The sequence below is a fragment of the Gymnodinialimonas sp. genome (assembly GCF_059726805.1).
Map to the genome: position 1 here is coordinate 1911004 of NZ_AP041059.1, position 25915 is coordinate 1936918.

29 protein-coding genes and 2 tRNA genes are annotated in these 25915 nt (G+C 63.9%); 10 read left to right on the forward strand and 21 right to left on the reverse strand.

The window, feature by feature from the left end; translation table 11 throughout:
* Positions 1-49: 49 nt before the first annotated feature.
* The 5 genes from AC6I9R_RS09405 to uraH form a co-directional block, all read right to left on the reverse strand.
* Positions 50-1042: a 5-oxoprolinase subunit C family protein gene (locus AC6I9R_RS09405; RefSeq protein ID WP_461425312.1), complete on the reverse strand. Its 993-nt coding sequence runs from the start codon at positions 1040-1042 to the stop codon at positions 50-52.
* A complete protein-coding gene (locus AC6I9R_RS09410; RefSeq protein ID WP_461425313.1) occupies positions 1039-1713 on the reverse strand; it encodes a 5-oxoprolinase subunit B family protein in 675 nt (224 codons plus the stop codon). Before AC6I9R_RS09410 ends, AC6I9R_RS09405 begins: the two co-directional genes overlap by 4 nt.
* Complete coding sequence (locus tag AC6I9R_RS09415; protein ID WP_461425314.1) at positions 1710-2477, reverse strand: LamB/YcsF family protein; 768 nt, start codon at positions 2475-2477, stop codon at positions 1710-1712. Before AC6I9R_RS09415 ends, AC6I9R_RS09410 begins: the two co-directional genes overlap by 4 nt.
* Before the next feature lie 63 nt (positions 2478-2540).
* A complete protein-coding gene (locus AC6I9R_RS09420) occupies positions 2541-3788 on the reverse strand; it encodes a urate hydroxylase PuuD (RefSeq protein ID WP_461425315.1) in 1248 nt (415 codons plus the stop codon).
* A gap of 44 nt (positions 3789-3832) precedes the next feature.
* Positions 3833-4189, reverse strand: coding sequence for a hydroxyisourate hydrolase (gene uraH / locus AC6I9R_RS09425; protein ID WP_461425316.1), 357 nt, complete (start codon positions 4187-4189; stop codon positions 3833-3835).
* 145 nt (positions 4190-4334) lie between these two features.
* Between uraH and puuE the strand changes: the two genes are divergently transcribed.
* The 3 genes from puuE to AC6I9R_RS09440 are packed head-to-tail and all read left to right on the forward strand — an operon-like array spanning position 4335 to position 7038.
* Complete coding sequence (puuE, locus tag AC6I9R_RS09430; protein WP_461425317.1) at positions 4335-5747, forward strand: allantoinase PuuE; 1413 nt, start codon at positions 4335-4337, stop codon at positions 5745-5747.
* On the forward strand, positions 5744-6571 hold the full coding sequence (locus AC6I9R_RS09435; RefSeq protein ID WP_461425318.1) for a bifunctional allantoicase/(S)-ureidoglycine aminohydrolase: 828 nt from the start codon (positions 5744-5746) through the stop codon (positions 6569-6571). Before puuE ends, AC6I9R_RS09435 begins: the two co-directional genes overlap by 4 nt.
* A complete protein-coding gene (locus AC6I9R_RS09440; RefSeq protein ID WP_461425319.1) occupies positions 6568-7038 on the forward strand; it encodes an ureidoglycolate lyase in 471 nt (156 codons plus the stop codon). The genes AC6I9R_RS09435 and AC6I9R_RS09440 overlap by 4 nt, the downstream gene beginning before the upstream one ends.
* A 116-nt stretch (positions 7039-7154) precedes the next feature.
* Here AC6I9R_RS09440 and AC6I9R_RS09445 read toward each other — a convergent pair.
* Positions 7155-7238, reverse strand: a tRNA-Tyr gene (locus AC6I9R_RS09445).
* 117 nt (positions 7239-7355) lie between these two features.
* On the opposite strand from AC6I9R_RS09445, the gene rlmB reads away from it, so the two are divergent.
* From rlmB to AC6I9R_RS09465, 4 genes are all read left to right on the forward strand, one after another.
* Complete coding sequence (rlmB, locus tag AC6I9R_RS09450; protein ID WP_461425320.1) at positions 7356-8138, forward strand: 23S rRNA (guanosine(2251)-2'-O)-methyltransferase RlmB; 783 nt, start codon at positions 7356-7358, stop codon at positions 8136-8138.
* A gap of 54 nt (positions 8139-8192) precedes the next feature.
* Positions 8193-8456, forward strand: coding sequence for a hypothetical protein (locus tag AC6I9R_RS09455; RefSeq protein WP_461425321.1), 264 nt, complete (start codon positions 8193-8195; stop codon positions 8454-8456).
* A 105-nt stretch (positions 8457-8561) separates the two neighbouring features.
* On the forward strand, positions 8562-9026 hold the full coding sequence (locus tag AC6I9R_RS09460; RefSeq protein ID WP_461425322.1) for a YHS domain-containing (seleno)protein: 465 nt from the start codon (positions 8562-8564) through the stop codon (positions 9024-9026).
* 166 nt (positions 9027-9192) lie between these two features.
* The gene (locus AC6I9R_RS09465) at positions 9193-9663 is read left to right on the forward strand and encodes a CoA-binding protein (protein WP_461425323.1); all 471 of its coding nucleotides are present in this window, start codon (positions 9193-9195) and stop codon (positions 9661-9663) included.
* Positions 9664-9706: 43 nt separating this feature from the next.
* On the opposite strand, the gene AC6I9R_RS09470 is transcribed toward AC6I9R_RS09465, so the two are convergent.
* The 4 genes from AC6I9R_RS09470 to hisA all read right to left on the reverse strand — a co-directional run bounded on the left by AC6I9R_RS09470 (position 9707) and on the right by hisA (position 12090).
* Entirely contained in the window at positions 9707-10015 is a 309-nt protein-coding gene (locus AC6I9R_RS09470) for a phosphoribosyl-ATP diphosphatase (protein WP_461425324.1), read from the reverse strand.
* The gene (gene hisF, locus AC6I9R_RS09475) at positions 10012-10773 is read right to left on the reverse strand and encodes an imidazole glycerol phosphate synthase subunit HisF (protein WP_461425325.1); all 762 of its coding nucleotides are present in this window, start codon (positions 10771-10773) and stop codon (positions 10012-10014) included. The genes AC6I9R_RS09470 and hisF overlap by 4 nt, the downstream gene beginning before the upstream one ends.
* Positions 10774-10929: 156 nt before the next feature.
* Positions 10930-11289 carry a hypothetical protein gene (locus AC6I9R_RS09480; RefSeq protein WP_461425326.1) on the reverse strand — a complete coding sequence of 120 codons (360 nt, stop codon included), beginning with the start codon at positions 11287-11289 and terminating at the stop codon, positions 10930-10932.
* Between the two features lie 84 nt (positions 11290-11373).
* Complete coding sequence (hisA, locus tag AC6I9R_RS09485; protein ID WP_461425327.1) at positions 11374-12090, reverse strand: 1-(5-phosphoribosyl)-5-[(5-phosphoribosylamino)methylideneamino]imidazole-4-carboxamide isomerase; 717 nt, start codon at positions 12088-12090, stop codon at positions 11374-11376.
* A 149-nt stretch (positions 12091-12239) separates the two neighbouring features.
* On the opposite strand from hisA, the gene AC6I9R_RS09490 reads away from it, so the two are divergent.
* A complete protein-coding gene (locus AC6I9R_RS09490; protein ID WP_461425328.1) occupies positions 12240-12629 on the forward strand; it encodes a DUF2147 domain-containing protein in 390 nt (129 codons plus the stop codon).
* Between the two features lie 58 nt (positions 12630-12687).
* On the opposite strand, the gene hisH is transcribed toward AC6I9R_RS09490, so the two are convergent.
* The 3 genes from hisH to AC6I9R_RS09505 all read right to left on the reverse strand — a co-directional run bounded on the left by hisH (position 12688) and on the right by AC6I9R_RS09505 (position 14238).
* Complete coding sequence (gene hisH / locus AC6I9R_RS09495) at positions 12688-13326, reverse strand: imidazole glycerol phosphate synthase subunit HisH (protein ID WP_461425329.1); 639 nt, start codon at positions 13324-13326, stop codon at positions 12688-12690.
* Positions 13327-13366: 40 nt separating this feature from the next.
* The gene (gene hisB / locus AC6I9R_RS09500) at positions 13367-13954 is read right to left on the reverse strand and encodes an imidazoleglycerol-phosphate dehydratase HisB (protein WP_461425330.1); all 588 of its coding nucleotides are present in this window, start codon (positions 13952-13954) and stop codon (positions 13367-13369) included.
* Between the two features lie 209 nt (positions 13955-14163).
* Positions 14164-14238: transfer RNA gene (locus tag AC6I9R_RS09505), tRNA-Gly, on the reverse strand.
* 177 nt (positions 14239-14415) lie between these two features.
* Here AC6I9R_RS09505 and AC6I9R_RS09510 point away from each other — a divergent pair.
* Positions 14416-15387, forward strand: a complete 972-nt coding sequence (locus AC6I9R_RS09510) for a hypothetical protein (protein ID WP_461425331.1) — start codon at positions 14416-14418, stop codon at positions 15385-15387.
* A 166-nt stretch (positions 15388-15553) separates the two neighbouring features.
* On the opposite strand, the gene AC6I9R_RS09515 is transcribed toward AC6I9R_RS09510, so the two are convergent.
* The 6 genes from AC6I9R_RS09515 to AC6I9R_RS09540 all read right to left on the reverse strand — a co-directional run bounded on the left by AC6I9R_RS09515 (position 15554) and on the right by AC6I9R_RS09540 (position 23491).
* The gene (locus tag AC6I9R_RS09515) at positions 15554-16387 is read right to left on the reverse strand and encodes a metallophosphoesterase (RefSeq protein ID WP_461425332.1); all 834 of its coding nucleotides are present in this window, start codon (positions 16385-16387) and stop codon (positions 15554-15556) included.
* A gap of 138 nt (positions 16388-16525) precedes the next feature.
* Complete coding sequence (locus AC6I9R_RS09520; protein WP_461425333.1) at positions 16526-17032, reverse strand: DUF2314 domain-containing protein; 507 nt, start codon at positions 17030-17032, stop codon at positions 16526-16528.
* 2 nt (positions 17033-17034) lie between these two features.
* On the reverse strand, positions 17035-17550 hold the full coding sequence (locus AC6I9R_RS09525; protein ID WP_461425334.1) for a hypothetical protein: 516 nt from the start codon (positions 17548-17550) through the stop codon (positions 17035-17037).
* A gap of 214 nt (positions 17551-17764) precedes the next feature.
* Positions 17765-17926, reverse strand: coding sequence for a hypothetical protein (locus AC6I9R_RS09530; RefSeq protein WP_461425335.1), 162 nt, complete (start codon positions 17924-17926; stop codon positions 17765-17767).
* Between the two features lie 243 nt (positions 17927-18169).
* Complete coding sequence (locus AC6I9R_RS09535; protein ID WP_461425336.1) at positions 18170-19852, reverse strand: bifunctional helix-turn-helix transcriptional regulator/alpha/beta hydrolase; 1683 nt, start codon at positions 19850-19852, stop codon at positions 18170-18172.
* A gap of 198 nt (positions 19853-20050) precedes the next feature.
* On the reverse strand, positions 20051-23491 hold the full coding sequence (locus tag AC6I9R_RS09540; protein WP_461425337.1) for a pyruvate carboxylase: 3441 nt from the start codon (positions 23489-23491) through the stop codon (positions 20051-20053).
* A gap of 206 nt (positions 23492-23697) precedes the next feature.
* Here AC6I9R_RS09540 and AC6I9R_RS09545 point away from each other — a divergent pair, with 206 nt between their 5' ends.
* A complete protein-coding gene (locus AC6I9R_RS09545) occupies positions 23698-24138 on the forward strand; it encodes a BLUF domain-containing protein (RefSeq protein ID WP_461425338.1) in 441 nt (146 codons plus the stop codon).
* Between the two features lie 3 nt (positions 24139-24141).
* Here the strand turns inward: AC6I9R_RS09545 and AC6I9R_RS09550 are convergent, their stop codons facing one another.
* Positions 24142-24522, reverse strand: a complete 381-nt coding sequence (locus AC6I9R_RS09550; protein ID WP_461425339.1) for a hypothetical protein — start codon at positions 24520-24522, stop codon at positions 24142-24144.
* 55 nt (positions 24523-24577) lie between these two features.
* Positions 24578-25720: an alpha-hydroxy acid oxidase gene (locus AC6I9R_RS09555; RefSeq protein WP_461425340.1), complete on the reverse strand. Its 1143-nt coding sequence runs from the start codon at positions 25718-25720 to the stop codon at positions 24578-24580.
* Positions 25721-25915: the final 195 nt, after the last annotated feature.

Below are 25915 nucleotides of genomic sequence, written 5' to 3' on the forward strand. Positions count from 1 at the left end.
GGCTGTTCTGGTCCAGAGGCGACAGGGCGCGGTCTGTTTTCACCGATGATTAGTCCTCGTTCACGCCGCTGATGAGGTTGGCGTGAGACAGAAGGTGCGACAAGCTCGCGCGGGGGGCGGCGAGGGTGGACAGCGCTGCAGCGCGCTTCTCGTGATCGCGGCGGCTGAGGGTGATCGCTTCATCGGCAGAGATGGCCAGAAACCGAAATGCGTCCCCGGCGCGGAGTTGCGCGAGGCGGTCGGTATCGGTCGACAGGACCGTGGCGATCTTCGGGTAGCCGCCCGTGGTTTGGTGATCGGCCAACAAAACAACGGGCACGCCGTCACCGGCAACCTGGATCGATCCACGCAGGATCGGCTCGGACGGGATGGACAGCGCGTCGCTGAGGGGCAAGGCGGTGCCCTGGAGCCGGACCCCCATGCGGTCGAAAGCGTCGGTCATCTGGTAGGGCGCGGCGGTCAACACCTCGACGGCGCCGGCGGCGAAGTGCTGTTCCTGCGGTCCGATCACGACGCGAATGTCCGTTGAGGGGCGGGCGATGTCGGGGCAGGCGTGGGCGCCGTCACGGCCCGGTTTCGGCGCGGCGTCATGGATGTCAATCGTGTCGCCCGTGCGCAAGGTGCCACCACCAAGGCCCGAGAGGGTATGGGTCGCGCTTGATCCAAGCCATTGATTGGCAACGATGTTACCGGAGAACGCCAGGTAACACCAACTGCCCCAAGGCCCCGCCCGCAGCGTCAGACGATCTCCTTTTGACACGGTTACGGCCTGCCACCCGGGATCGCCCGTGTTCAAACTGAACGCGCCGCCTGCCACGGCACAGGTCACGGAGCCCTCCACGCACTCCAGGACCAAGCCCCCGAGAGAGACCTCAATCGCGGTGCCTTCCGGTTGCCCCAGCATGGCATGGGCCGAAGCGAAGGCGAAGCGTTCCATGGGACCCGAGGCCGGGACCCCGAAACGCATCTGGCCGGAACGCCCGGCATCCTGGAGGGACACCAGCGGTCCGGCGAAGCTGACCTTGAAGCGGGCGATACTCATGTCTGGAGCCGCGCGGGCAGGTCGGCGCGAGGGATGCGCGTAAAGGTGACGGTATCGCCGACGTCAAACAGGAAGCGGCTGCCCGAGATCACCTCGGCGGGGGAGCGTCCAATGATGTTCCAACCGGTGGGCATGGTTAACGGCGTTAAGATACTCTGGGCGCCCGCGATGAGGATCGAGCCTTGGGGGACGTCGCGCAGGGCCGTCTGCTTGCGCGGAACATGGATTTCGGGCGGCAAGCCCGAAAGGTAAGCGTAGCCCGGCGCGAAACCGTACATCGAGACCCGAAGGCGGGCGGAGACATGGGCCTCGATGACCGCGTCGGTCGACAGCCCGGTGGCCTCGGCAGTGGCCGTCAGATCCGGACAAAGCTCTGCGTCGTAGCAGACCGGGATGACGTGGGTGACAGCATCGGCCCTTGTCGCATCGGGCAGAGGAAAAAGCCCGCGCACCGCCGCCTCGATCGCGGCGTGATCCGTGATCATCGGATCGAAATGGACCAGCAGGTTCACGAGAGCCGGAACAACTTCCTTAACGCCGTTAACCTTGGCGGCCGCCAGCGCCTGATCGAGCGCGATGACGCGCGCATTCGAGGCGTCATCGGCAACCTCTGAAACAGTCACCAGAAGGCCCGTATCGCCTACAGGTTTGAAGGACGGCGCTTCCGTCATGGGGCGATGAACCCTTTGATTTCAATGCCCTGCGCTTCCAACCGCGCCCGGATGCGCGCAGCCATGGTGACCGCGCCGGGGCTGTCGCCGTGAACGCAGATGGAGTGGGCGTTAAGCGTAATCGGGGGGCCGTCAATCACCGGCATCTGGCCCGTCTCCATCAGCTCCAGCAACCTGTCGGCGGCGAAATCGACGTCATGGATCATCGCCGCGTCGTGCCCGCGCGGCACCAATTGACCGGACGAAAGATAGCCGCGATCCGCGAAAACCTCAGAGAAGACGGGCTGTCCGGCGGCGCGGGCGGCAAGCTCTGTCTGGGTGCCGGAAATGGCGAGGACCGGAAGGGCGGGGTCGATCTGCGCCACTGCGCCCACGATGGCGTCGGCGACCGAACGGTCGCGCGCCGATAGGTTCGCCAACGCGCCGTGCGCCTTCACGTAGCCCACTCGTGTGCCCGCCAAGGCGGCCACCCCTTGCAGCGCGCCGATTTGGGCCGCGACAAGGCGCGCAATCTCGGACGGTGTCATCGGGATCACCCGGCGGCCAAAACCCTCGCGATCATTGTAGCCAGGGTGCGCACCCACCACGACGCCGTTTTCGCGTGCAGAAACAAGGGTTTCAAACATCGTTTCGGGGTCGCTGGCGTGGCCGCCGCAGGCGATATTGGCGCTGGTCACGATCTGCAACATCGCCGCGTCATCACCCATGGACCACGGCCCAAAGCCTTCGCCAAGATCGGAATTCAGGTCAATGGAGCGGGCCATGGTGCCTCCTTCACAGGGTCGCGCCCCCTGTCTAATGGACGCCGCCCCAAGGTGCGAGGGGGGTTAGTCGAGGGCGGCCAGATCGCGGTCGAGCGAGCGATACCAACGCACGATCTGGGCGCGCTCCTCCTCGGTCATCCCCGTGACATTGCCCGGCGGCATGGCGTTGCTGCGACCTGCGTGCAGGTAAATCATCCGGGCGTGCAAGGCGATCTGCGCGTCGTCGTCCAACCGCAATCCGCGCGGGGCCCAACGGACGCCCTCCCACACCGGATCAACGCCGTGGCACATGGAGCAGCGACCCAGAACGATATTGCGCACCTCGTCGTAATGGGGGTTGGCGACGACGTATTGAACCGGCTCTGGCACGACGACCTCGGCGTCGAAATCATAGTCGCGGTTCATCGGGATCGACGACAGCCACATGATGATCACGAAGATCACCGCGCTGGCACCCCAGGTCCAATGGGGCTGGCCTTTGCCCGCATGCATCGAGTTGAAGTAATGCCGGATCAGGACGCCCAGAAGGAAAACCAGCGAGGCGATGATCCAGGCGTATTCAGTGGCGAAGGCAAGGGGGTAGTGATTGGACAGCATCAGGAAAATGACGGGCAATGTCAGATAGTTATTGTGGGTGGAGCGCAGTTTGGCGATCTTGCCGTATTTCGCGTCCGGCGTGCGCCCCTCTTTCAGGTCGGCGACCACGATGCGCTGGTTAGGCATGATGATCAGGAACACATTCGCGGTCATGATCGTTGCGGTGAACGCGCCCAGATGCAGCAGCGCGGCGCGGCCCGTGAAGACCTGATCGTAGCCCCAGGCCATCACGACGAGGATCACGAATAGCAGGCCCATGAGGGCCGTGGGATGCTCTCCGAGCGGGCTCTTGCAGAGGAAATCGTAGATCACCCAGCCGATGGCGAGGGAGCCTGCAGAGATCAGGATCGCCATGAAAGCTGACAATTCCAGCTTGTCGTAGTCGATCAAATACATCTCGGCGCCGCCCCAGTAGACGATCGCCAGAAGGGCGGCGCCCGACAGCCAGGTCCAATAGCTCTGCCATTTGTGCCAGGTCAGATGCTCGGGCAGGCGGGCGGGGGCGACGTTGTATTTGACGGTATTGTAAAAGCCGCCGCCGTGAACCTCCCACTCCTCGCCGGTGGCACCTTCGGGCATGTCGGGGGCGGGGCGCAGCATCAGGTCGAGGGCGATGAAGTAGAACGACGCCCCGATCCAGGCCATGGCGGTGATGACATGCAGCCAGCGGACGGCGAAGGCGATCCAGTCGGTGAAAACGGCGAGGTCATACATGGGCCGGGGTCCTTCGACAGGCTTTGTGTTGCGACTTCAAGGGGTTAACTGCCGCGGTAGGTCGAATAGCTGAACGGGCTCAACAGCAGGGGCACGTGGTAATGGGCCTCAGCCTCGGCCATGCCGAAGCGGATCGGGACCTCGTCCAGAAACAACGGGTCGTCGCCCGCTTGGCCCGTGGCGCGCAGGTAGTCACCGGCGCAGAAAACCAACTCATAAGTCCCGGTCTTGAACTTATCGGCGGGCAAGATCGGCGCATCGGTGCGGCCGTCGGCGTTGGTCACCGTCTCGGCGATTTTGCGGTGAGAATTGCCCGAGACGCGGTAAAGCATGATCTTCAGGCCCGCCGCCGGGCAGCCGCGCGCGGTGTCGAGGACATGGGTGGTCAGATAGCCGGACATGGGGACCCTTCGGATTGCCGTTTGGGGCATCATGGTAGAAACCAGATCGCAAGGAAAGGCGACACGCCTTGCAAAGCGCAGGGAAAAGGCGTGAATGACCCTGCGGGCGGCATGGTTTATGCACAGTGAACAACAGGAGGGCGCCGTGGACAGATATTGCCGTGATATGAGGGGATATGGCGCGACGCCGCCCCCCGCCAATTGGCCCGGCGACGCGAAGATCGCGGTCCAATTCGTGGTGAACTATGAGGAGGGGGGCGAGAACAACATCCTCCACGGCGATGCCGCGTCTGAGGCGTTTTTGTCCGAGATCGTGGGGGCCGCTGCCTGGCCGGGTCAGCGCCACTGGAACATGGAATCGATCTATGAATACGGCGCGCGTGCGGGGTTCTGGCGCTTGCACCGGATGTTCACCCAAGCCGGTATGCCGGTCACGGTTTACGGCGTGGCCACGGCGCTCGCGCGCGCGCCGGAACAAGTGGCCGCGATGCAGGACGCGGGCTGGGAGATCGCCAGCCATGGCTTGAAATGGATCGAATACAAGGACGCCACGCCCGAGGCCGAGCGCGCCGATATCGAGGCCGCCAAAGCGCTCCACTACGAAGTCACGGGCGAAGCGCCGCGCGGCTGGTACACCGGTCGGTGTTCCGAGAACACCATGCGACTGATCGCGGAAGATGGCAGTTTCGATTATATATCAGACGATTACGCCGATGATCTGCCCTATTGGGTGTTTGAGGGACGGCAGTTGGTGATCCCCTACACGCTTGATGCCAACGACATGCGCTTCGCCACGCCCCAGGGGTTCAATGCGGGCCAGCAGTTCTTCGATTACCTCAAGGACGCGTTTGATACGCTGTACGCCGAAGGGCAGGCGGGCTCGCCCAAGATGATGAGCGTCGGTCTGCACTGCCGCCTGATCGGGCGGCCCGGACGGGCGGCGGCGTTGCAGCGGTTCCTTGATTATGTGGCGGGCCACGAGGATGTCTGGGTCGCGCGCCGGATTGATATCGCGCAGCATTGGGCGGCGGAGCACCCCTATGTGGCCCCCAAACTGCGACCCTCGCAGATGGATGCGGATGAGTTCTCGGCGGCTTTTGGCGGCATCTTCGAGCATTCGCCCTGGATCGCCGAGCGGGCCCATGGGCTGGAGCTTGGCCCCGCCCACGACAGCGCCATCGGCGTGCACTCAGCGCTGGCTCGGGTCTTCCGTGCGGCCAGTGAGGCGGAAAGGTTAAGCGTGTTAACCGCGCACCCCGATCTGGCGGGAAAACTGGCCGAGGCCAAGCGGTTAACGGCTGAGTCGACGGCTGAACAGGCGGGCGCGGGCCTCAACGCGCTGACAGATGCAGAACGCGCGACCTTCCAGGACCTCAACGCACAATACGTGGCCAGGTTTGGGTTCCCCTTCATCATCGCCGTGCGCGACAACGACAAGGCGAGCATCCTCGCGGCCTTCCACGCGCGCCTGTCCAATTCCCGCGACGAAGAATTTGCGCAGGCCTGCAAACAGGTCGAACGCATCGCGCTGCACCGTTTGAAGGACCTGCTTTCATGAGCAACGCGCCCACCTACGCCTTTCCCCCCGGCGGAATGCCTCACCCCGATGACGACCCCACCGGCAGCGCTATTTTCACTGACGCCTACGCGGTGATCCCAGCGGACACCCAGCGCGATATCGTCACCAGCCTTTTGCCCGGCTGGCAGGGGCACCGGGCCTGGATACTTGCGCGTCCGCTGACGGGATTTGCCGAAACCTTCGCCCAATATGCCGTTGAAGTGCGCCCCGATGGCGGCTCCAGCGCGCCCGAGCCGGACCCGAACGTTCAGGCGGTGATTTTTGTCGCCAAAGGCACGGCGCGGCTGGTGATCGGGGCCGAGACGCACCGCCTGCGCGCGGGGTCTTTCGTGTATCTTCCGGCGTCGGCCCCCTGGGAGTTCTGGAACGACGGCGATGAGGATTGCGGCTTCCACTGGATCCGCAAACGCTATGTTCCGGCCGAAGGGACCACCGCGCCCGAGCCGCTGATCACCCATGAAACGGACGTCAACCGCGCCTCCATGCCGGGGGCCAATGGCGCCTGGGCCACGCAACGGTTCTTTGACCCGCTTGACCTCGGCTATGACTTCCACATCAACATCGTCAATTTCTTGCCCGGCGGGCGTATTCCTTTTGCGGAAACCCATGTGATGGAGCACGGGCTCTACGTGCTGGAAGGCACGGCGCGCTACCTGCTCAACACCGATTGGGTCGAGGTGGGGCCGGGTGATTTCATGTGGCTGCGCGCTTTCTGTCCGCAAGCCTGCATCGCCACGGGCGACGGGCCATTCCGCTACCTCCTCTATAAGGATGTGAATCGCCACCCGAGGATGGACCTGTGATCGCGAAGCCAATTACGGCGAAGGCGTTTGCGCCCTACGGCGAGGTGATCGCCCTTGGCGGAGAGGCGGTCACGATCAACGACGGCCTTTGCCAGCGGTTCAGCGATTTGGCGACCATTGATATCGTGGACGGAAAGCCGGGCCTTAGCCTGTTCCAATCCCAGCTCCGCGCGTTGCCCTACCAATGTGATCTGCTGGAGCGGCATCCCCTTGGATCGCAATGCTTTATCCCGATGTCAGAGGCAGCGCTTCTGGTGATTGTGGCCTCAGACCGTGACGGCCAGCCGGGGGCGCCCGAGGCGTTCGTGGCCACAAACGACGTGGCCGTGAACATCGCCCGCAACACCTGGCACGGCGTGCTGGCGCCGATTTCCGGCTCTGGCCTGTTTGCGGTCATTGACCGGATCGGCGCAGGGAAAAACCTGGAAGAACACCGATTGGATCGTCCGCTCGTCGTGACGACGTAGGGGCGTGCGATCGGTGGGCCCTAGACCGCAATAGGTTCTCAGTTCGCCAACGTCCAACAGGCGAAAACGCAAGCGGCATGGGCCGCTTGTCAGACGTCGTCAATGCTGTTGGAAAATGGTGGGCGACCCTGGAATCGAACCAGGCGTGAGTCGCCTCGAGGGAGTTACAGTCCCCTGCCACACCTTGCGGCCTGTCGCCCACCGGGGCCGGATTGCTCCGGCGTGAGCGCGGAATATCGACGCGGGGCGGGGCGGTCAAGCGGGAATGCGCCTTGCGCTTGGCAAGTTGCCCGGCGACTAAGGGGCAGGAGGGCACCATGGCCAAAAAACCAACCTGGGTGATCGATAAAGAGCGTGGCAAACGCGCTGCGGCGGCGGAAACGCTATGGCTCTTCGGGCTTCACGCAGTGCGCGACGCTCTGTCCAATCCGGGGCGCGAGGTGTTGCGCCTGGTGGTCTCGAAAAACGCGGGCGACAAGCTGGCGGATGCGATTGCAGCGCGCGGGATCGAGGCAGAGATCGCCGATCCGCGCAAGTTCCCGGTGCCGCTGGATGCGGGATCGGTCCACCAGGGGGCGGCGGTCGAGGTCAAGCCGTTGGATTGGGGCGATTGGCGCGCGCTTGCGCGCGGCGACGGCAGCGAACGGTCCGTCGTCGTCCTGCTCGACCGGGTCAGCGATCCGCACAACGTGGGCGCGATCCTGCGCTCGGCAGAGGTGTTCGGCGCGCGCGCGGTGATCGCCCCGGCCCGCCATTCCGCCCCGGAAACCGGGGCCTTGGCCAAGACCGCCTCCGGCGCGTTGGAGCGGATGCCTTACGCGCGGGTCGGCAATCTGGGCGACGCGATGGAAGCGCTGAAGGCCGACGGCTTCTGGATGGTCGGCCTGGCAGAAGAAGGTGCCGAGGATGTCAGCGCCGTGGCCGCGCGCCATGCGGAAAGCAACATTGCCCTGGTTCTGGGGGCGGAGGGCCCGGGTTTGCGGGAACGGACGCGGGGGCTGTGCGACGAACTGGCGAAAATTCCCTTTGCGCGCGATTTTGGCTCTCTCAACGTCTCAAATGCCGCCGCGGTCGCCCTATATGCCCTTACGAAAGGGTAACACATGCACGCCACCAAGATTGCCACCTGCTCCTATTGTGGGCGCAGGCAAACGTTGAAGCCCACCGCACGCGACGGGCACGAGTTGGCTTGTGGCGCCTGTGGGGCGCCCTTGCACGAGATGAAATGGCTCAAACCGCCTGAGAAGCGGCGCGAAAGCGTGAAGCGCTCCCCCGAGCGGGCCGCGCCCCATGGGTTTGCGGGCGGGCAGGTTCGCCATGAGCGGCCCAAGAAGGCGAAAAAGAAGAAACGGCGCAAGCCGATGTGGAAGAAGGCGCTGGAAGAAGCGTTTGACGTGATCGAGGATATGTTCGACTAACGCCAGCGGTCTTTCACGCGCAATAACACCTGCGTCAGGGGGCATATCATTTTGCGCGCCCGGGCGGCATATGGCTTGGCATTGACACGCACAAGGAGCCTCAACATGTTCACACGCCGCACGACCCTTGGCCTCGGCCTGGCCGCCGCAGCCGCCACTTTCACCGCCACCCGCGCCTCCGCGGCAGAGCCCAACATCTACCAGGAGGCAGGGATTGCCATCGACGGCGCCGATGCCGTGGCCTTCTTCGGCCTTGCCGAAGACGACGCCCCGATCATTGGCCTGCCTGAGCATTCGGTCGAGTGGAACGGCGCGACCTGGCACTTCGCCAACGAAGAAAACCGGGCCGCGTTTGAGTCCAATCCTGAGGCCTATGCGCCTGCCTTCGGCGGCTATTGCGCGTATGCTGCGGCGCGGGGTTATGTGGCCTCGACGGTGCCCGAGGCGTGGAGCGTCGTAGACGGGCGTTTGTTCCTGAACTACTCGCTCCGCATTCGCCGCCGTTGGCTGCGCGAGATCCCGGACGCCATCGGGCAGGGCGACGCCAATTACCCCGCGATGTTGGGCTGATCACGTTTTTGTTCGCCCCCTTAAAGATGGGCCGATGCGGACCCATATATAATTGAGGCACCGCGGGTCGGAACCCCGCTTGCCCATCACTGTCCCTCGTTCCGAACTTGCGCCCGCCGGTGAGAATTCCGCTGCGGGCGCCTTTTTTGTTTGATAAAGGGGCTGCATGACAACGACACCTTCCGACGATCTGCTGCGCCATGTGCTGCGCACCTCCAAAAGCTTCGCCTGCGTTGGCGTCTCGCCGAACCCGGTGCGGCCTAGCCATTACGTGGCGCGTTATCTGAAGCTCAAAGGGTTTCGGGTCGTGCCGGTAAACCCCGGGCATGTGGGAAAAGAGCTGTTTGGCGGCACGGTCGTGGCGGATCTAAGCGAGGCAGGGCAGGTGGATGTCGTGGATATTTTTCGGCGGCCCGAACATGTGCCCGATATCGTGGATGCTGCCCTGGCCATGCCTGAGCGGCCGTCCGTGATCTGGATGCAGATCGGGGTGGTCCATGCGGAGGCCGCTGCGAAGGCAGAGGCGGAGGGGTTGACGGTGATCCAGGATCGCTGCCCGAAGATCGAGTATCAGCGGCTTTTTGGAGAACTGCGGATGGGTGGGTTCAACACCGGGATCATCAGCTCAAAACTGTGAGCTCGGCCCCTCCTCGCGCGGCTCCGCGCGCTCCTCGCAGCCGCTATCTGTTGGCTTTCTCATCAATGCCAGAGGTGCCGTGGCGCGAGGCCAGTTCCGCCTCGATGTCGGCCAGCGAGACGTCGCGGGCGGCGCACATGACAAGCAGGTGGTAGAGGGCGTCGGCTGCCTCGGACGTCAGGGCGGCCGGGTCGCCTTTGACGGCCTCAATGATCGCTTCCACGGCCTCTTCCCCGAACTTCTCGGCGCATTTCTCGGGGCCTTTGGCGAGCAGTTTCGCGGTCCAGGAGGTGCTGGGGTCGGCCCCTTTGCGGGTTTCGATCGTGGCGGCGAGCTGGTGCAGCGGGGTCATGTGAGCCTCACGGGGATGCCGGCCTCGGCCATATGGGCTTTGGCCTCGCCGATGGTGAAGGTGCCGAAGTGGAAGATGGAGGCGGCCAGAACGGCCGACGCGCCGCCCTCGGTCACGCCTTCGACCAGATGATCCAGCGTGCCGACACCGCCGCTTGCGATGACAGGGACCGGCACGGCGTCCGACACGGCCCTCGTCAGCGGCAGGTTGAAGCCCGCCTTGGTGCCATCGCGGTCCATGGAGGTGAGCAGGATTTCACCGGCGCCTTTGGCGACGACGGTCTTGGCGAATTCGACGGCGTCGATGCCGGTGGATTTGCGCCCGCCGTGGGTAAAGATCTCCCACTTGCCGGGGGCGACTGTCTTGGCGTCGATGGCCACGACGATGCATTGGGAGCCGAACTTGTCAGCCGCACGCGCCACGCAGTCGGGGTCCGCCACGGCGGCGGAGTTGAAGCTGACCTTGTCAGCGCCCGCCAGCAGCAGGTTGCGCACATCGTCCACGGTGCGCACGCCGCCGCCGATGGTGAGCGGCATGAAGCATTGCTCGGCCGTGCGCGTCGCGAGATCATACATCGTGCCGCGGTTCTCGTGGGTGGCTTTGATGTCGAGGAAACACAATTCATCCGCGCCCGCCAGATCATAGGCGCGGGCCTGTTCCACCGGATCGCCCGCATCGATGAGGTCGACAAAGTTAACGCCCTTAACGGTTCGGCCTTCGGCGACGTCGAGGCAGGGGATGATGCGTGTTTTCAACATGGGGGTGTCATATGGGATTGTCGCGGGTGGGGGAAGACGGCGGTGACGCTGGTCCACGATCTTTTGCAGGGCAAAAGACGTAGACCTCGCCCCACCCGCCGTCCCGCAGGGCCGGTTGCGTGGAAAACAGAGCGATTGGCGATCTGTCGAAGGGGGCTAGGATGCCCTGACGCGGGCGATGATCTCGGTAATGCCGCCGCCCACGAGTAGCGCCGCGCCGTATGCCATGCCGCCAAGAAAGCTGAGAATGCTGAGGGATGTCAGGCTGTCGGCCATATCCTCGGACAGACGCGCGCAATCGGTGAAGCCGTAGAGCCAGTTCCCAGAGCATGTCGTTGTGAGGTAGGTGAACAGCGCAAAGGAAAGGGTCAGCCAGATCGCCCAGAAAATCCCGCTGTATCGCAGGATGCGCGCGAGCGGTGCCACTTTGCTATACGCCGACCAAGCCAGCGCGATGGCGCAGCACAGATAGACCGTGCCGAGGGTAAGTATCGTGCCGCCGATTGCGCTGCTCAAGGGCCGTCTCCTGATCTGTGCCCGCTGGCAGATAGGCGCAGATCACGCGCGGGATAACGTCAGGAAAACCCGCAAGCAAAGGGGCTAGGCCAAGGCAGCCAGAGCCTCGCCCAAATCCAAGGCACCGTCGTAAAGCGCGCGGCCCGAGATGGCGCCCGCGATCACGCCGGTATCTTTCAGGGCCGTGAGGTCATTCAGCGACGACACGCCGCCGCTGGCGATCACCGGAATGGACGTGGCGCGGGCAAGCTCTGCCGTGGCCTGCACATTCGGTCCGCCCATGGCGCCGTCCCGGTCGATGTCGGTGTAGATGATGGCGGCCACGCCCGCGTCCTCGAACGCGCGGGCAAGATCGGTGACCATCACGTCGGTCTCTTCCGCCCAACCCTTGGTGGCGACGCGGCCTTTGCGGGCGTCGATGCCGACGGCGATCTTGCCGGGGAAGGCGCGCGCGGCCTCGCGCACGAGGTCCGGGTTTTCGACCGCCACGGTGCCCAGGATCACCCGGGCGATGCCCTTGCTGATCCAGGTCTCGATCGTGGCCATGTCGCGGATGCCGCCGCCCAACTGCGTGGGCACCGAGGTGGCCGCCAGGATCGCCTCCACCGCGCCGCCATTGACCGGCGCGCCGGCGAAAGCGCCATTGAGATCAACCAGATGCAGCCATTCGCAGCCCGCGTCCTGGAACGCTTTGGCCTGCGCCGCCGGGTCGGTGTTGAACACGGTCGCCTCCGACATCTCGCCGCGCAAAAGCCGCACGGCGTTGCCGTCCTTGAGGTCGATGGCGGGGTAAAGGATCATCGGCTGGGGTCCTTGCGATGGCGTCATTTCGCGGGCTTTTCCCCCATGTGTGCTGGCAGCGCAAGGGCCAGCCGCCGCGACGTCATGCTTGCTTTGGCGGCAAGCCATGGCTCACGTTCCGCCCCAGAGAGATTTGGGAGGATCATCAAATGAAAAAGACCGCTCTTGCCGCATGCGTCGCACTTCTGGGCAGCGTGGGCACCGCGTCCGCAGACGCGGCACACGGCGTTTGGCAGACCGAGGTGGATGACGGCAACTACGCCTTCGTGACACTGGCGGCCTGCGGCAGCGCCGTTTGCGGCACCATCAGCCGGACGTTCAACGCCTCGGGCGAGTACCAGTCCGAGAACCTAGGGCGCCAGATTGTCATCGACATGGTGCCCAACGGCGACGGGACCTACGAGGGCTCTGTCTGGCGGCCGTCCAACAACCGCATCTACATCGGCCGGATGAGCCTGAGTGGCAATTCCATCACCCTGCGCGGCTGCGTGGCGGGGGGGCTGATCTGCGCCCGGCAGAATTGGGTGCGTGTCCAGTAAACGGTTGATTTTGAGGCCGGAAATGGCGCGCCCCGTCGATGGCGCGCCTTTTCCGGCGTCAGGGACGCCACGCCAGGAAATTCGCGATCATCCGCAGACCCGCGGATTGGCTTTTCTCCGGATGGAACTGCATGCCGACCATATTGTCACGGCCCACAATGGCCGTGACCTGCGCGCCATAGTCCACATGGGCCAGAAGGTGTGCGTTATCAGCAGGTTGCATGGCATAGCTGTGGACAAAGTAGGCGTGGTCGCCAGAGTTAACGCCGTTAAGGATTGGGTGCGGATGATCAATGACAAGATCATTCCAGCCCATATGCGGGACCTTCATGGCCGGGTCTGACGGGGCGATTTGCGTGACCTCACCCGGGATCCAGCCGAAGCCTGCAACATCCTCGTACTCGCGGCCCCATGTCGTCATCATCTGCATGCCAACGCAAATCCCCAGGAAAGGTTTCCCTTCCTTTTCAACCGCTTGCAGAAGCGCGTCTTCCAGTCCGTCGATGGCTTGAAGCCCCCGGCGACAGGCCGGAAATGCGCCGTCGCCTGGCAACACGATGCGGTCGGCCTTGGCCACGACCTCAGGATCGGCAGAGACGACGAGCGTGCCCGCGTCGACCCCCGCCGCCATGCGTTGAAACGCCTTCTCGGCGGAGTGCAGATTGCCCGCGTCATAATCGATCAGAACGGTCGTCATCGCGCGATATTTCCCGAACGTGGTCGTTTCACCCGGCGCCTCAAAGCGTGCCCTTGGTGGACGGAATGGCATCGGCCTTGCGCGGGTCGACCTCCAGCGCGTCGCGCAAGCTGCGGGCGACGGCCTTGAAGGCGGCCTCGGCGATGTGGTGGCTGTTGAACCCGGCGCCCTGGGCCAGGTGCAGGGTGATGCCGCCGTGGGTCGCGAAGGCTTGGAAGAACTCACGAACGAGCTCTGTGTCGAAGGTCCCGATCTTCGCGGTCGGCATCTCGACCTCCCACACCAGATAGGGCCGCCCCGATAGGTCCAACGCGCAGGCAACGCGCGCGTCGTCCATCGGCAGAACGCATTCGCCGTAGCGCCGGATGCCGCGCTTGTCGCCCATCGCTTCCGTCAGTGCCTGACCCAATGCGATGCCGACATCTTCGACCGAGTGGTGATCATCGATGTGCAGATCGCCCGCGCAGCGCACCTTCATGTCGATCAACGCATGGCGCGCCAGTTGGTCGAGCATATGGTCGAAAAAGCCGACGCCGGTCTGGTTGTCGTAGGTGCCGGTGCCGTCGAGATTGATTTCCACGGAAATCTCGGTCTCGGCGGTCTTGCGGGTGATCTGAGCTGTGCGCATCGGGCCTCTCCTGTCGTCGCGCCGCTTATAGGGGGCGGGGCGGGGGCAGGGAAGGCGGCAAGGCGCGGACCGGCAAAGATGTTTCAATTGCGATACAGATGGCGGTCGGCCCAGAACGCTGAAGCCCAGAACGCTGCGGTCCAGAACGACGAAGGGCCGCCCCAAGGGCGACCCTATCGTGAAACCACTGGGGTAGAAGTGGTTCAAATTGGAGCGGGCGAGGCGATTCGAACGCCCGACCCTAACCTTGGCAAGGTTATGCTCTACCCCTGAGCTACGCCCGCTCACTTGAGTGAGCGCTTCCTATAAAGAGTTGCGCGACCGCGCAAGGGGGAAAATCCGCCGTTTTGACAAAGCTGTGATTTGGGCCAAAGTGGCGGGACTGCTTGGCGCCGCATCTTGCGGGGCTTGTGTGCCGCTTTGGGCATGGAGCATGACGTTTATTAACTTGGAGACCCTTCATGACATTGATTAAATCGCTTGGGATGGCTGCGGTTGCGGGGCTGATGGCCCTGCCTGCAAGCTCGGTCCTTGCGCAGACAGAGGCGCTGACGTTGAGCACGATGACGGTGACGCGCCACGATATCATTCGCACGAACGACACCGACATGGCCTCGCCCTGTTGCGCGCAACATACCTACGAGTCCGGGGCGGATACGGATTTCATCTACATCGACGCGGATTTCGCCGTGGCCTGGAGCGACGAATTGGACCGGATCCAGATCTCGTCGAGCGACATTACCCTGGAGATCCCGGGAGAGACCGACGCCCGCGCGGCCTGGGGCCGGGTGGATTACTTCCCGCATGTCATGCGCAGCGGCACCAGCCTGAACGCGCGGCGGCCCCGCGACTTCCCCGATGAAACCGCAGGCGCTTACCTGAACCTGGTGTTCACGGTGCCCACTGCCGCCACGACCGCCACCTTGGTCATCGGCGATCCCGAGGACGGCGCGGTGATGCGGTTGCCGGTCGATCTGACGGCGCAGCCCACCGAGTTGCCGACTGCGGCAAGCCTTTACGACATCAAGGTGGTCGAGATCACCACGATGCCCGAGTTGGTGACGGAGAACCGCATCGGCCGGAACACCGTCGATGGCCGCATGGTGCCGCGCACCGGCGTGATCACCCGGATCGAGGTGGAGGTCACCCCGATTGTGGGCACTGACACCGATAATGAGCCCGACGATCCGCTGTCGGTCGTGCGCGGTGCGGGCTTTGCCCTGGTCGGGCCCGAGGGCCTGCCGCTGACCTATCTTGGCACGTCGTTCTCCGGGTCGATCCGGGCCAACCACAGCACCTCGTTGAGCTGGGATCTGGGCGAAGAGCCCCCCTCGCGCACGATGACCCTGTTCTACCATGGCTCGGGTGCGGCGGGGGACTACCACTTGTTCTTCTATGACCAGCAGGTCGCGGACGTGCCACTGCGCGAGTGATCTGAGAGACAAGGCAAAGGGCCCGGCGCAGGCGTCGGGCCTTTTTTGCGGCCAAAAACGTCCCGCCTTTAACCTGAGACATCAGATAGAGGCGGGGCGCATGCAACGATGAGGCCTTGCACTGCGCTCCCCCAAAAGCTGTGATTCAGGTTTTTGGCGGAACGCTTTAGTAGGTCAGGATGGTGCCATCGGACAGCGCGAAATCCTCGGTATGGACCACAACGGTGTTCTTGAGCGCCAGGAGGATCCCGTAGGCGCCGGGCTCATCCACGCTGTCGGCGAAGGTGCCCTGGCCCAGGATCATCGGGATCTGGTGGCAGGGGCTTTTGAGGATCGTCACTGGTAGCGCGCCACCATCTGGGTTGGCGGCACTGGCGTGGATCGTGCGGTGGATGTGGCCGCAGATCAGGTGTTTGACGTGGCCCGCAGAATGCAGGCGAGACAGGAGCGCGTCGGCGTTGGCCAGGCCAATCGCATCCATCGCCCAGAAGCCCACGGGGCAGGGCGGGTGATGGGTGAAGACGACCACGTCTTTTCCGTCCCGCGCGGCGCGGGCCAGCTCAGTGTCGAGCCAGGCGAGACGGGTCTCGCAGAGCCAGCCGTCGTGCTCCAGCGGGGCCTGGTTGTCGTAATCATGGGTATCGAGGATCAACAGCCGCAGGGGGCCGAGGTCGAGGGCGGTCTGGGCGAAGCCGTCTGAATTCAGGGCTTGGGGGAAGGCCTCCGACAGAGGGCCGCGCTGGTCGTGGTTGCCCATGGTGACGGTGACCGGGATCGGGCACTCCGCCAGCGCGGGGGCGAGGCGCGCGTACTCAGTGGGGTCGCCCGTGTGGGTCAGATCGCCCAGAAGTACGATGTGCTGGGCGTCGGGGTGGCGGGCGAGGGCATGGGTCAGCCCCTCTTGAAAACGGGTCAACGGATCGAGGCCGATGATCGTCTGCCCCTCGGGGACGATATGCAGATCTGTGAAGATCAGCGCCTTGTCGAAATGCTCTTCCATGGGGTCAGCGTGGCCGATCCCGGGACATCAGGCAAGGGTGTGTTTTGGGGGGTGCTCAAGCTTGAGCACATACCTTAAACCCCTGACAACACGCAAAAAAGACAATTTCGTTTACCTTTTGTTAACCCCGCGAACCCCCTATTCCCACCCCTCGGGCAGGGCCACCGGCGCGGGGATATCCCAGAGATAGGCGTTGCCCGGCTGGGCGGCGATCACGCGGGTGGTGAAATTGCCAAGGAGCCCGTCCGGCCCGTCCAGCAACCAATCGCGAATGTCATCGGCGGGAAACTCTACCAGATCACCCAATTGCCAATCCCCCAGATAGACGGGGTGATTGTCGAGGCGGCCTTCAAACCATCCATCGGGCCTGCGGCGGATCGGGGTCACCCAGATCGCCTCGGCGCCGACATCGACGGGGAAGGTCTGAAACGCGACCTTCAGCAGGCCATGGGTGAACAAGCCGTCGGCCCGCACGACATGGGACAAGAACAGCGGCAGGGTGCGCTGCGCCTCGGCAATGGCGGCGTTCATTCCGATGTCATCGGCGGCGAACGGGGTTAGCCCGTCTGAGGGCGACGGGGCGGGGGCAGTTTCGGCAAGGGAGGGACCCGTGAGCAGAGCCACGACGGCGAGGGTTCGGAGCAAGGTCAGTTCCAATCGGGGGGCAGGGGGCTGGGCATCAGCTGACGCATGATGGCCCCGCCATCAACCGCGCGTTCGAGGGCCGCGCGCAGCCGGTAGGCGCCATAGAGACGACCTTGGGTTTCGGGCGTGCGCCACTGCCAGTCCCAGACCTGGGCGGCGTCAAAAGCGAGGCTCTGCCCGAAGAGATGGCTGTGAAACGAGAGGGAGTTGCGGACGACGACGCCCGCAAAGCGCCCCTCGCCCAGGTAGCGGATGTCGCGAACAGGCTCCAACGATCCGGCGGGACAGCCGGGCGTCATGTCACCGGGGACGAGGACCGTGAAGTCGAGGCCCGGCGTGGTGGCGCTGGGGTCTGAGGGAAGGACGTTACGCACCAGCGCGGGCAGGCTGTCCTGGGCGGGCGCGGGATCGTAGAGTGCGATGGGTGCTGGTGAGCTTTGGCAAGAGATTGGCGCGGTTTGCGCCTGGGCCGGATGCGCGAGCGCGAGGGCGAGAAGAAGGGCGATGGGATGACGCATGGGGGGCCTGCCTGGCGGCGTTCGGGGAGATGGTAACACGCCCTTTGCCCCTTGCGATAGGGTTGGGCGGTGGAAGCCGCGTGCGTCTGGTTGCGTAGAGGGCCCCCATGCGGGCGGCGCGAGACGTCGCGCCGGGGCCGTGGCGCGTATTGGAGATGCTGCAATGGGGGGCCAAATTTACCCGCAGCTTTGAAGGGGACAGGACCGAAACGTCTTAATTCCGATCAAAGCGGACGCCAAAGAAAGCCAATACGGTTTTCCACGACGGATCACTGCGCTGGGCAATATCGTAAGCGTCCCAATACTTCCGTCCGGTTTCGCTGCTGGGCGGGGCGTCTTCGGAAATCATCGTATTCGGGGTTTCGGTGAGCTTCATTGCGCAACGTCCTTGTTCTGTTTGGCTGAGCAGAAGAAGCGGAAGGCAAGCCCCATTGACCCGCAGGGAGACCGCCATCGACGCAGCAGTGATGCGCCGATGGCTGTTTACACAAAATACCACTTACTCAGTTACTGGCCTGAGATTAGGGGCATACCTGTCCCGTCGCCATACGACAGGTGTTGTAAACTACCAGGGGAAAAGAGGTCTTTTTGGGGCAAGCCGGGCGGGCAAGCGCCGGGGTCAGCCGACGAGATCTTTCACATAGGCGACGTGCAGATCCTCGTGGGTGACATGCAGGAACCCGCCGCCATTCGGCACTTCATCCAGGGTGATCATATCGGGGAAGGCGGCGGCGAAGCGGTGGATGCTTTCGATGCTGTTGGTCTTGTCACGGACCCCGTGGACGATCTTGATCGGCACGGGGCAGGCGCAGGCGTCGTCGAACCAGTCGGAATGCACGTCCTCGGCTTCGGTGACGACGGTTTTGGTGAAGCCCTGGCGCATCCAGGATTTGAACCCCTCGTCAATCGCGTCGATTGTATCGGGCTCCAGCAACATCTCGGCGATTTCAGGCTCGGAGCGGACCTGGAATTTCGCCATCTTGCGGGTGCCGAGGATGGCGAGGGCGCGGATGGAAGACCGCGTGACCAGTTTGCGCATCGCGGGCGAGATCATCGAGGCGTTGCCCATCGCAGAGACCGCGTTTGGGGTTTCCTTGGCCTCTGCCTCGGTGCGGAACCGAGCCGGGGGGATGGTGATCCAGGATTGGATCTCTGTCATCCGCCGGGGGATTTTCGCGGCCAGGCGCACGGTCGACACCAGGTTCGAGCCCAGGCACAGAAACGGCACGGACGAGACGCCCAGTTGGTCCATCACCGAGGCGACGTCTTCCGCCAGGCAATCCATGCGGCAAGTGCCCTCGGGCTCCGGGTCCGTGTAGCCAAGCCCGGGCGGAGAGATGGAGTAGATGCAAACCCCTGCATCCTTGAATTTCTTGGTTTTCTGGGGGGCGAATTTTTGTGGCCCCGCCGAGGCCAGCATGAAGACCGGTTTGCCTTTGACATCGCCCGAGACAATGACTTCGAGCGTGCGACCGCCGGGGCGCAGCATGTGCAACTCGCGGCGGTGGGGGTGTTTGGAGGCATTGGCCACCTTCGGCACGAAGCTTTGGAACATCGCCCCGGCGACGACTTCGCGGACCAGATCGACCTGGGACGACATCCCGCATTTGTTCAGCGCCGAATAGAATTGCGTGCGCACCGTCTTGTAGGAGCGCCCCCGGATCTCGGCGATCTGTTCGAGGCTGTTGCCGAGGATGAAGAACTCCAGAATGTCCTGTTCGGATTGCGAGAGGGCATAGGCGCGGGAGATGAAGCGGCCAATGGCCTCGTCCCAGCCGATATCGATGAAGAACACGAGGGCAGAACGGTGGTCATGTTCCGGCGCATGGTGGGGCACGATGGCCAGCAGGATCGGCCGTTCGGCATCCTTGTAGTCGGCGCGGCAGAAGAACGTCTGCTGCCCCTCGTGGTCGGAGGCGATGATCTGCGCGATCCGTTGCGACAGCGGGATGGCGTCTTTGCTTTCGATGCCGCAGCGATCGATGTGATCGGAGACGTCCAGATCAAAGGCGATATGGGCGGGGCGGTTGAGCGCCATGATCAGGCCCAGGTCAGAGACCACGAGGCAGGGTTGGGGATATTCCTCGGAGCAGTTTTTCAGGGTGGCGAACACGTTGTCGCTGGAAAGGCCATTGCCGAGGGTCGGCGAAGTGGCCTGTTCGAGCCGCTCGATTTCCAGCGTATCGCCCCGCGCCGAGGCGAGCGGACCGGTATCGTTGAATGCCTTGAGGAAGGCATCGTATTGCATCGGATCAAGGAGCCGATCCCGAAAAATCTTGCCCTGCACGGCCTGTCTTTCCATCTACCGGATCCCGAAATTCGGGATCCCTGCTCTCCCCGTAAGCTGTGTTTTCCAGCAATTCGAGGTGGGGAGAGTATGGCCGAATTGACGCCAATTGTACAGCGTGTTGGTCTGCGAATTGCCGTGCCGCCCCGGGGAAATGGGGTGGGTATTGACGTTTGGCCGTGGAATTGGATTGGGAAAGGGGGCTTTTGCCCCCTATTCCAATTCGACCAGCAGGTCTTTTGCGTCGATTTGACCGCCCGGCGAGACGTGGACGGCTTTGACCACCGCGTCGCGGTCGGCGTGGATGCCGGTTTCCATCTTCATCGCCTCGATGGTCAGCAAAAGCGTGCCCTCGGCGATCTTCTGGCCCGCTTGCACGCCGACGCTGGCCACAACGCCGGGCATCGGCGCGCCGATGTGGTTGGCGTTGCCAAGCTCGGCCTTGGGGCGTTTGGCGGTGGCCGCTGAGACGAGGCGGTTGGGGACGCGGATGGTGCGGGGTTGGCCGTTGAGCTCGAAGAAGACACGGACCTCACCTTCGTCGTTGGTCTCGCCCACGGCCACCAGACGGATGACGAGAGTGACACCGGGGTCGATCTCGGCCTCGATCTCTTCGCCCTGGTCCATGCCATAGAAGAACGTCTTGGTGGGCAGGGTGCGGACGGGACCGTATTCGGCGTGGCGAGTGGCGTAGTCGGTGAAGACTTTCGGGTACATGAGGTAGCCGTTGAGGTCTTCGTCGTCGATCTCGACACCCAACTGCTTCGCCAGATCGGCGCGGGTGGCCTCAAGGTCCACGGCGTCGAGGTGTTTGCCGGGACGCTCCAGGTTGGGCTTTTCGCCTTTGAGCGCCTTCTTGACGATGGCCTTGGGGAAGCCGTTGGGGGGCTGGCCGAGGTCGCCCTTCAGCATCCCGATGACGGAGTCGGGGAAGGAGACATCGGTATCGGGCGCCTCCACCTGTTCGCGGGTCAGGCCCTGGGACACCATCATCAGGGCCATGTCGCCGACGACCTTGGAGGAGGGCGTCACCTTCACGATGTCGCCGAACATCTGGTTCACGTCGGCGTACATCTGCGCGACCTCGTGCCAGCGTTCCTCCAGTCCCATGGAGCGGGCTTGGGCCTTGAGGTTGGTGAACTGACCGCCGGGCATCTCGTGCAGGTAGACCTCAGACGCGGGGGCCTGCATGCCGCTCTCGAACGCGGCGTAGTGGGCGCGCACGGCCTCCCAATAGTCGGAGATCTGGCGGATGGCGCCGATGTCGAGTTGCGTGTCACGCTCGGTGAAGCGGAGGGATTCGACGATTGTTCCCAGGGTGGCCTGGGAGGTGTTGCCCGAGAGCGCATCCATGGCGCAGTCGACGGCGTCGACGCCATGCTCGGAGCAGGTGAGGATCGTGCCGCAGGCGGAGCCCGCCGTGTCGTGGGTGTGGAAATGAATGGGCAGGTCGACGGCGTCTTTCAGGGCGGGGATCAGCACCTCTGCCGCGGAGGGGCGAAGGAGGCCCGCCATGTCTTTCAGGCCAAGGACGTGGGCACCGGCCTTCTCCAGCTCTTTCGCCATGTCGACGTAGTATTTCACGTCATACTTGGCGCGGGCGGGGTCGAGGATGTTGCCGGTGTAGCAGATTGTGCCTTCGACGATCTTGCCCGTCTCACCCACGGCGTCCATGGCGACGCGCATGTTTTCGACCCAGTTGAGGCTGTCGAAGATGCGGAAGACGTCGACGCCAGACTCCGCCGCCTGTTTGGCGAAGCCTTGCACGACGTTGTCGGGGTAGTTGGTGTAGCCCACGCCGTTCGATGCGCGCAGCAGCATCTGCGTCATGATGTTGGGCATCTTGGCGCGGATGTCGCGCAGGCGCTGCCAGGGGCATTCCTGCAGGAAGCGGTAGGCGACATCGAACGTGGCCCCGCCCCAGCATTCGACGGAGAAGAGGCCGGAGAGGTTGTGCGCGTAGGCGGGCGCGACCTTGATCATGTCGAGCGACCGCATCCGGGTGGCGAGAAGCGATTGGTGCCCGTCGCGCATGGTGGTGTCGGTGATCAGCAGCTGTTTCTGCGCCTTCATCCATTTGGCGACAGCTTCGGGCCCCTTGTCGTCCAGCATGGTGCGGGTGCCCGGCGGCGGCGCGTCGTAGGGGACCTTCGGCGCGCGTGCGGGTTTGATGTCGGCGGGCGGTGTCGGGCGGCCCTGGGTTTCGGGGTGGCCGTTGACGGTGATGTCGGCGACGTAGCGCAGGATTTTGGTCGCGCGGTCGCGGCGGGGGCGGAAATCGAAAAGCTCGGGCGTCTCGTCGATGAACTTGGTGTGGTATTGGTAGTTGAGGAAGGTCGGGTGCTTCAGCAGGTTCTCCACGAAGGCGATGTTGGTGGAGACGCCGCGGATGCGGAATTCGCGGAGCGCGCGGTCCATCCGGGCGATGGCGGCGTCAGGGGTGGGGGCCCAGGCGGTGACTTTTTCCAGCAGTGAGTCGTAGTAGCGGGTGATGACGGCGCCGGAGTACGCCGTGCCGCCGTCGAGCCGGATGCCCATGCCGGTGGCCCCGCGATAGGCGGTGATGCGGCCATAGTCGGGGATGAAGTTGTTGGAGGGGTCTTCCGTCGTGACCCGGCACTGGATCGCGTGGCCGTCGAGTTTCACGTCATATTGCGAGGCAATCCCGGTGGCGGCGGCGAGCATCTTGCCCTCGGCGATCAGGATCTGGGCGCGGACGATGTCGATGCCGGTGACTTCCTCGGTCACCGTGTGTTCGACCTGCACACGGGGGTTGACCTCGATGAAGTAGAATTGGCCTGAGTCCATATCCATCAGGAATTCGACGGTTCCGGCGCATTCGTAGTTCACATGTTCGCAAATCTTCTTGCCCAGAAGGCAGATCTCATTGCGCTGCATGTCGGTGAGGTAGGGGGCGGGGGCGCGTTCCACGACCTTCTGATTGCGGCGCTGGACCGAGCAATCCCGCTCATAGAGGTGGTAAATGTTGCCGTGGCTGTCGCCGAGGATCTGCACTTCGACATGGCGGGCGCGGAGGATCATCTTTTCCAGATAGCCCTCGCCATTGCCAAAAGCGGCTTCGGCCTCGCGGCGGCCTTCGAGGACCTTTTCTTCCAACTCATCCTCGCTGGCGATGGGCCGCATCCCGCGCCCGCCGCCGCCCCAGGAGGCCTTGAGCATCAGGGGGTAGCCGACGTCCTTGGCCTCCTTGCGGATCGCGTCCATGTCGTCGCCGAGCACCTCGGTGGCGGGGATGACCGGGACGCCCGCCTCAATGGCCACACGGCGCGCGGAGGCCTTGTCGCCGAGGGCGCGCATGGTCTCGGCCTTCGGCCCGATGAAGGTGATGCCGTTCTCGGTGCAGGCATCGACGAAATCGGGGTTTTCCGACAGCAGGCCATAGCCCGGGTGGATCGCATCGGCGCCGCATTGCTTGGCGACGCGGATGATCTCTTCGATGCTTAGGTAGGCGGCCACGGGGCCGAGACCTTCGCCGATCTTATAGGCCTCATCTGCCTTGAAGCGGTGGAGGGACAGCTTGTCTTCCTCGGCATAGACCGCGACCGTGCGCTTGCCCAATTCGTTGGCGGCGCGCATCACGCGGATGGCAATCTCGCCCCGGTTGGCAATAAGGATTTTCTGGAATTCGGCCATGGTTGTCGTGCCCTCAAGTAGCGAAGCGGTAGGGGTTTAGGAAAAACCCTTTCGCAGTTGCAGCAAAACCTATGGCGCAGGCGCGGCGAGAGCAACCGGAAGGTTGGAGCGCCAGAGGGGCGGTCGGGGGGCGGTCTGGCTTGGTTACGATCCATAAACTGTTTTGCAGTAACGTGGCCGAAATGGAGTAAACCCCGGGGGCCAACTTGTACCGTGTCATCTACACCAGCCAATTAAGCCAGACGTTCGGTCGCGGGGCGCTGTCGGCGATCACCGCGGTCGCGCGGCGCAATAACGCCAGACTGGATGTCTCCGGTTTGCTCGTCTGTCACGACCGCCGCTTCTTTCAGGTGCTCGAAGGGGCAGAGATGGTTCTTTCCGGCCTGATGACGCGAATCGCCGCCGATCCGCGTCACGTGAACCTGGGGATGATCGGCCATGGCCCAACGAGCGGGCGGGCGTTCAAGACCTGGCGGGTCTACTGCGCGTCGGACAATCCGATGGCCGTGGGGGATCCGCAAATCTCGGCCCTGGAACGGCTCATCCCTACCAACAGCGATCTGCGGGGCAACGACCCCGAGGTGCGCCAACATGTGCGTGAGTTTCTGGCAAGCCTGCGGGATTTGCCCTCTGCGACAGCGGCTTAGGGGTCAGCTTCCCGCCGCCAGGCGCGCCCGGAACGGCGCGGTCATCTGCCAGCGGATCAGAAAATGCTCGTCCCAGACGGCATAGTCGACGCCGTGGGCCCGCGCGACAGCCTCGATCTGGTATTCATATTGCGACTCGATATTATCGGTGTCGATCAGGATCACCATCGGCGCGCGATCCGTCAGCATCGCATTGAACGTCGCCTGGTGCAGGCTGTCATAAGAGCCCCGCGTATGGTCCAGCCCGATCTCGATCGCATGGGTGTCGGTGATGCAATCCACCCGCACATGGGTGCTGACAGCGTCGAGCGTATAGCTGACGCGATGCTCGGGTTCACCGCCGAGCATGGCACAGAGAATCGCAATGGCCTGGGCTTCGTTCATGAGAACGATCTAGGAACATCCGCACCCGATGTTAACCCCTCGTTAAGAAAATCGGTTAATCAGCGATCAACCTACCGGGCAGGTCGGCGAGGGTCCGCGCCCCGATCTGGGCCATGTTCGACTGCATATCCTTGACCAGAATGTCGTGCCAATGGGCCGGCCCCTCGGCGCCGAGCGCGCCCAGGGCATAGTGCCAGGCCCGCCCCATCATCACGAAATCCGCCCCCAGGGCCAGGGCGCGCATCACATCGAGCCCCCCTTCCACGCCGCTGTCGAAAATGATCGGCAGCCGCGTCGCGTCCCGAACGCCCGGAAGCAGCGTTGCGGCCCCCGGCGCGCCGTCGAACTGGCGCCCGGCGTGGGTAGAGACCCAGATCGCGTCGACCCCGTAGGCCTCCGCATGCGTCGCAACCTCGGGTTCGCACACGCCTTTCAGGATCAATGGCCCCTCCCAGGCATCGCGCAGCGCTGCGACATATTCCCAATCCGGCGCGGCCCTCAGCAGGTAGCCGACATGGGCGGTGGAGGGCAGGGGCCCCTTGGCCAGGTTCTCGGCGTAGCTGTCCATCAACCGCATCCGCGGCATGCCGGTCGCGGCGATGCCCCGGGCCCAGGCCGGGCACCGCGCCACCTGGGCCATAAGCCGCCGCGTCAGGCGCGGCGGCTGCACAAGGCCTCCGCGCGTCTGCCGCTCGCGCCGGGACGCGGCGGGCACGTCGATGGTCAGGACCAGCGTATGGAAACCCGCCGCCCGGGCGCGCGTGAGCATATCATCGCGCACTTCGGGCGATTTCGGCGGGTACATCTGAAACCAACCCTGCGCACCGATCCGATCTTTCAGGGCCTCGGGCACCACGGTCGCCACGGTCGAAAGACCGTAAGGAATGCCCGCGCGCGCGCCGTGATCGGCCAGCATATGCTCGGCTTTGGGCCAGATCAGCCCCGACATGCCCAACGGCGCGATGCCGAAGGGCACCGGGTAATCGCGACCCAGGAAAGTGCAATCGAGCGCGGGCGCCACATCGCCGAGCAGCGCGGCAGGACGAAACAGCACGCTGTCGAGCGCGGCCCTATTGCGCGCCGCCCCCGCCTCTAGCCCGGTGGCCGAATCCAGATACTCCCAAACAAAATGCGGAATGCGCCGCCGCGCGTGCGCCTTCAAATCCGCCAACGCGGGGTATCTTGCGTGTAAATCCATACCCCAACAAAATCCCGCAACCCTGACGAACTCAATCAAATTCGTCTCAATTTGTTCGCGCCCCTTTCATCTTGCCAGAAAAACTCCGGGGAGCGCGAGGGGCTGGCCCCTCGCTCCCGTCCCCTGCCCAAAAACCCGAGCGGAACAATTAAAGAACAAACCTTCCCAACCCGCGCAACCCGCACTATCCTTCGC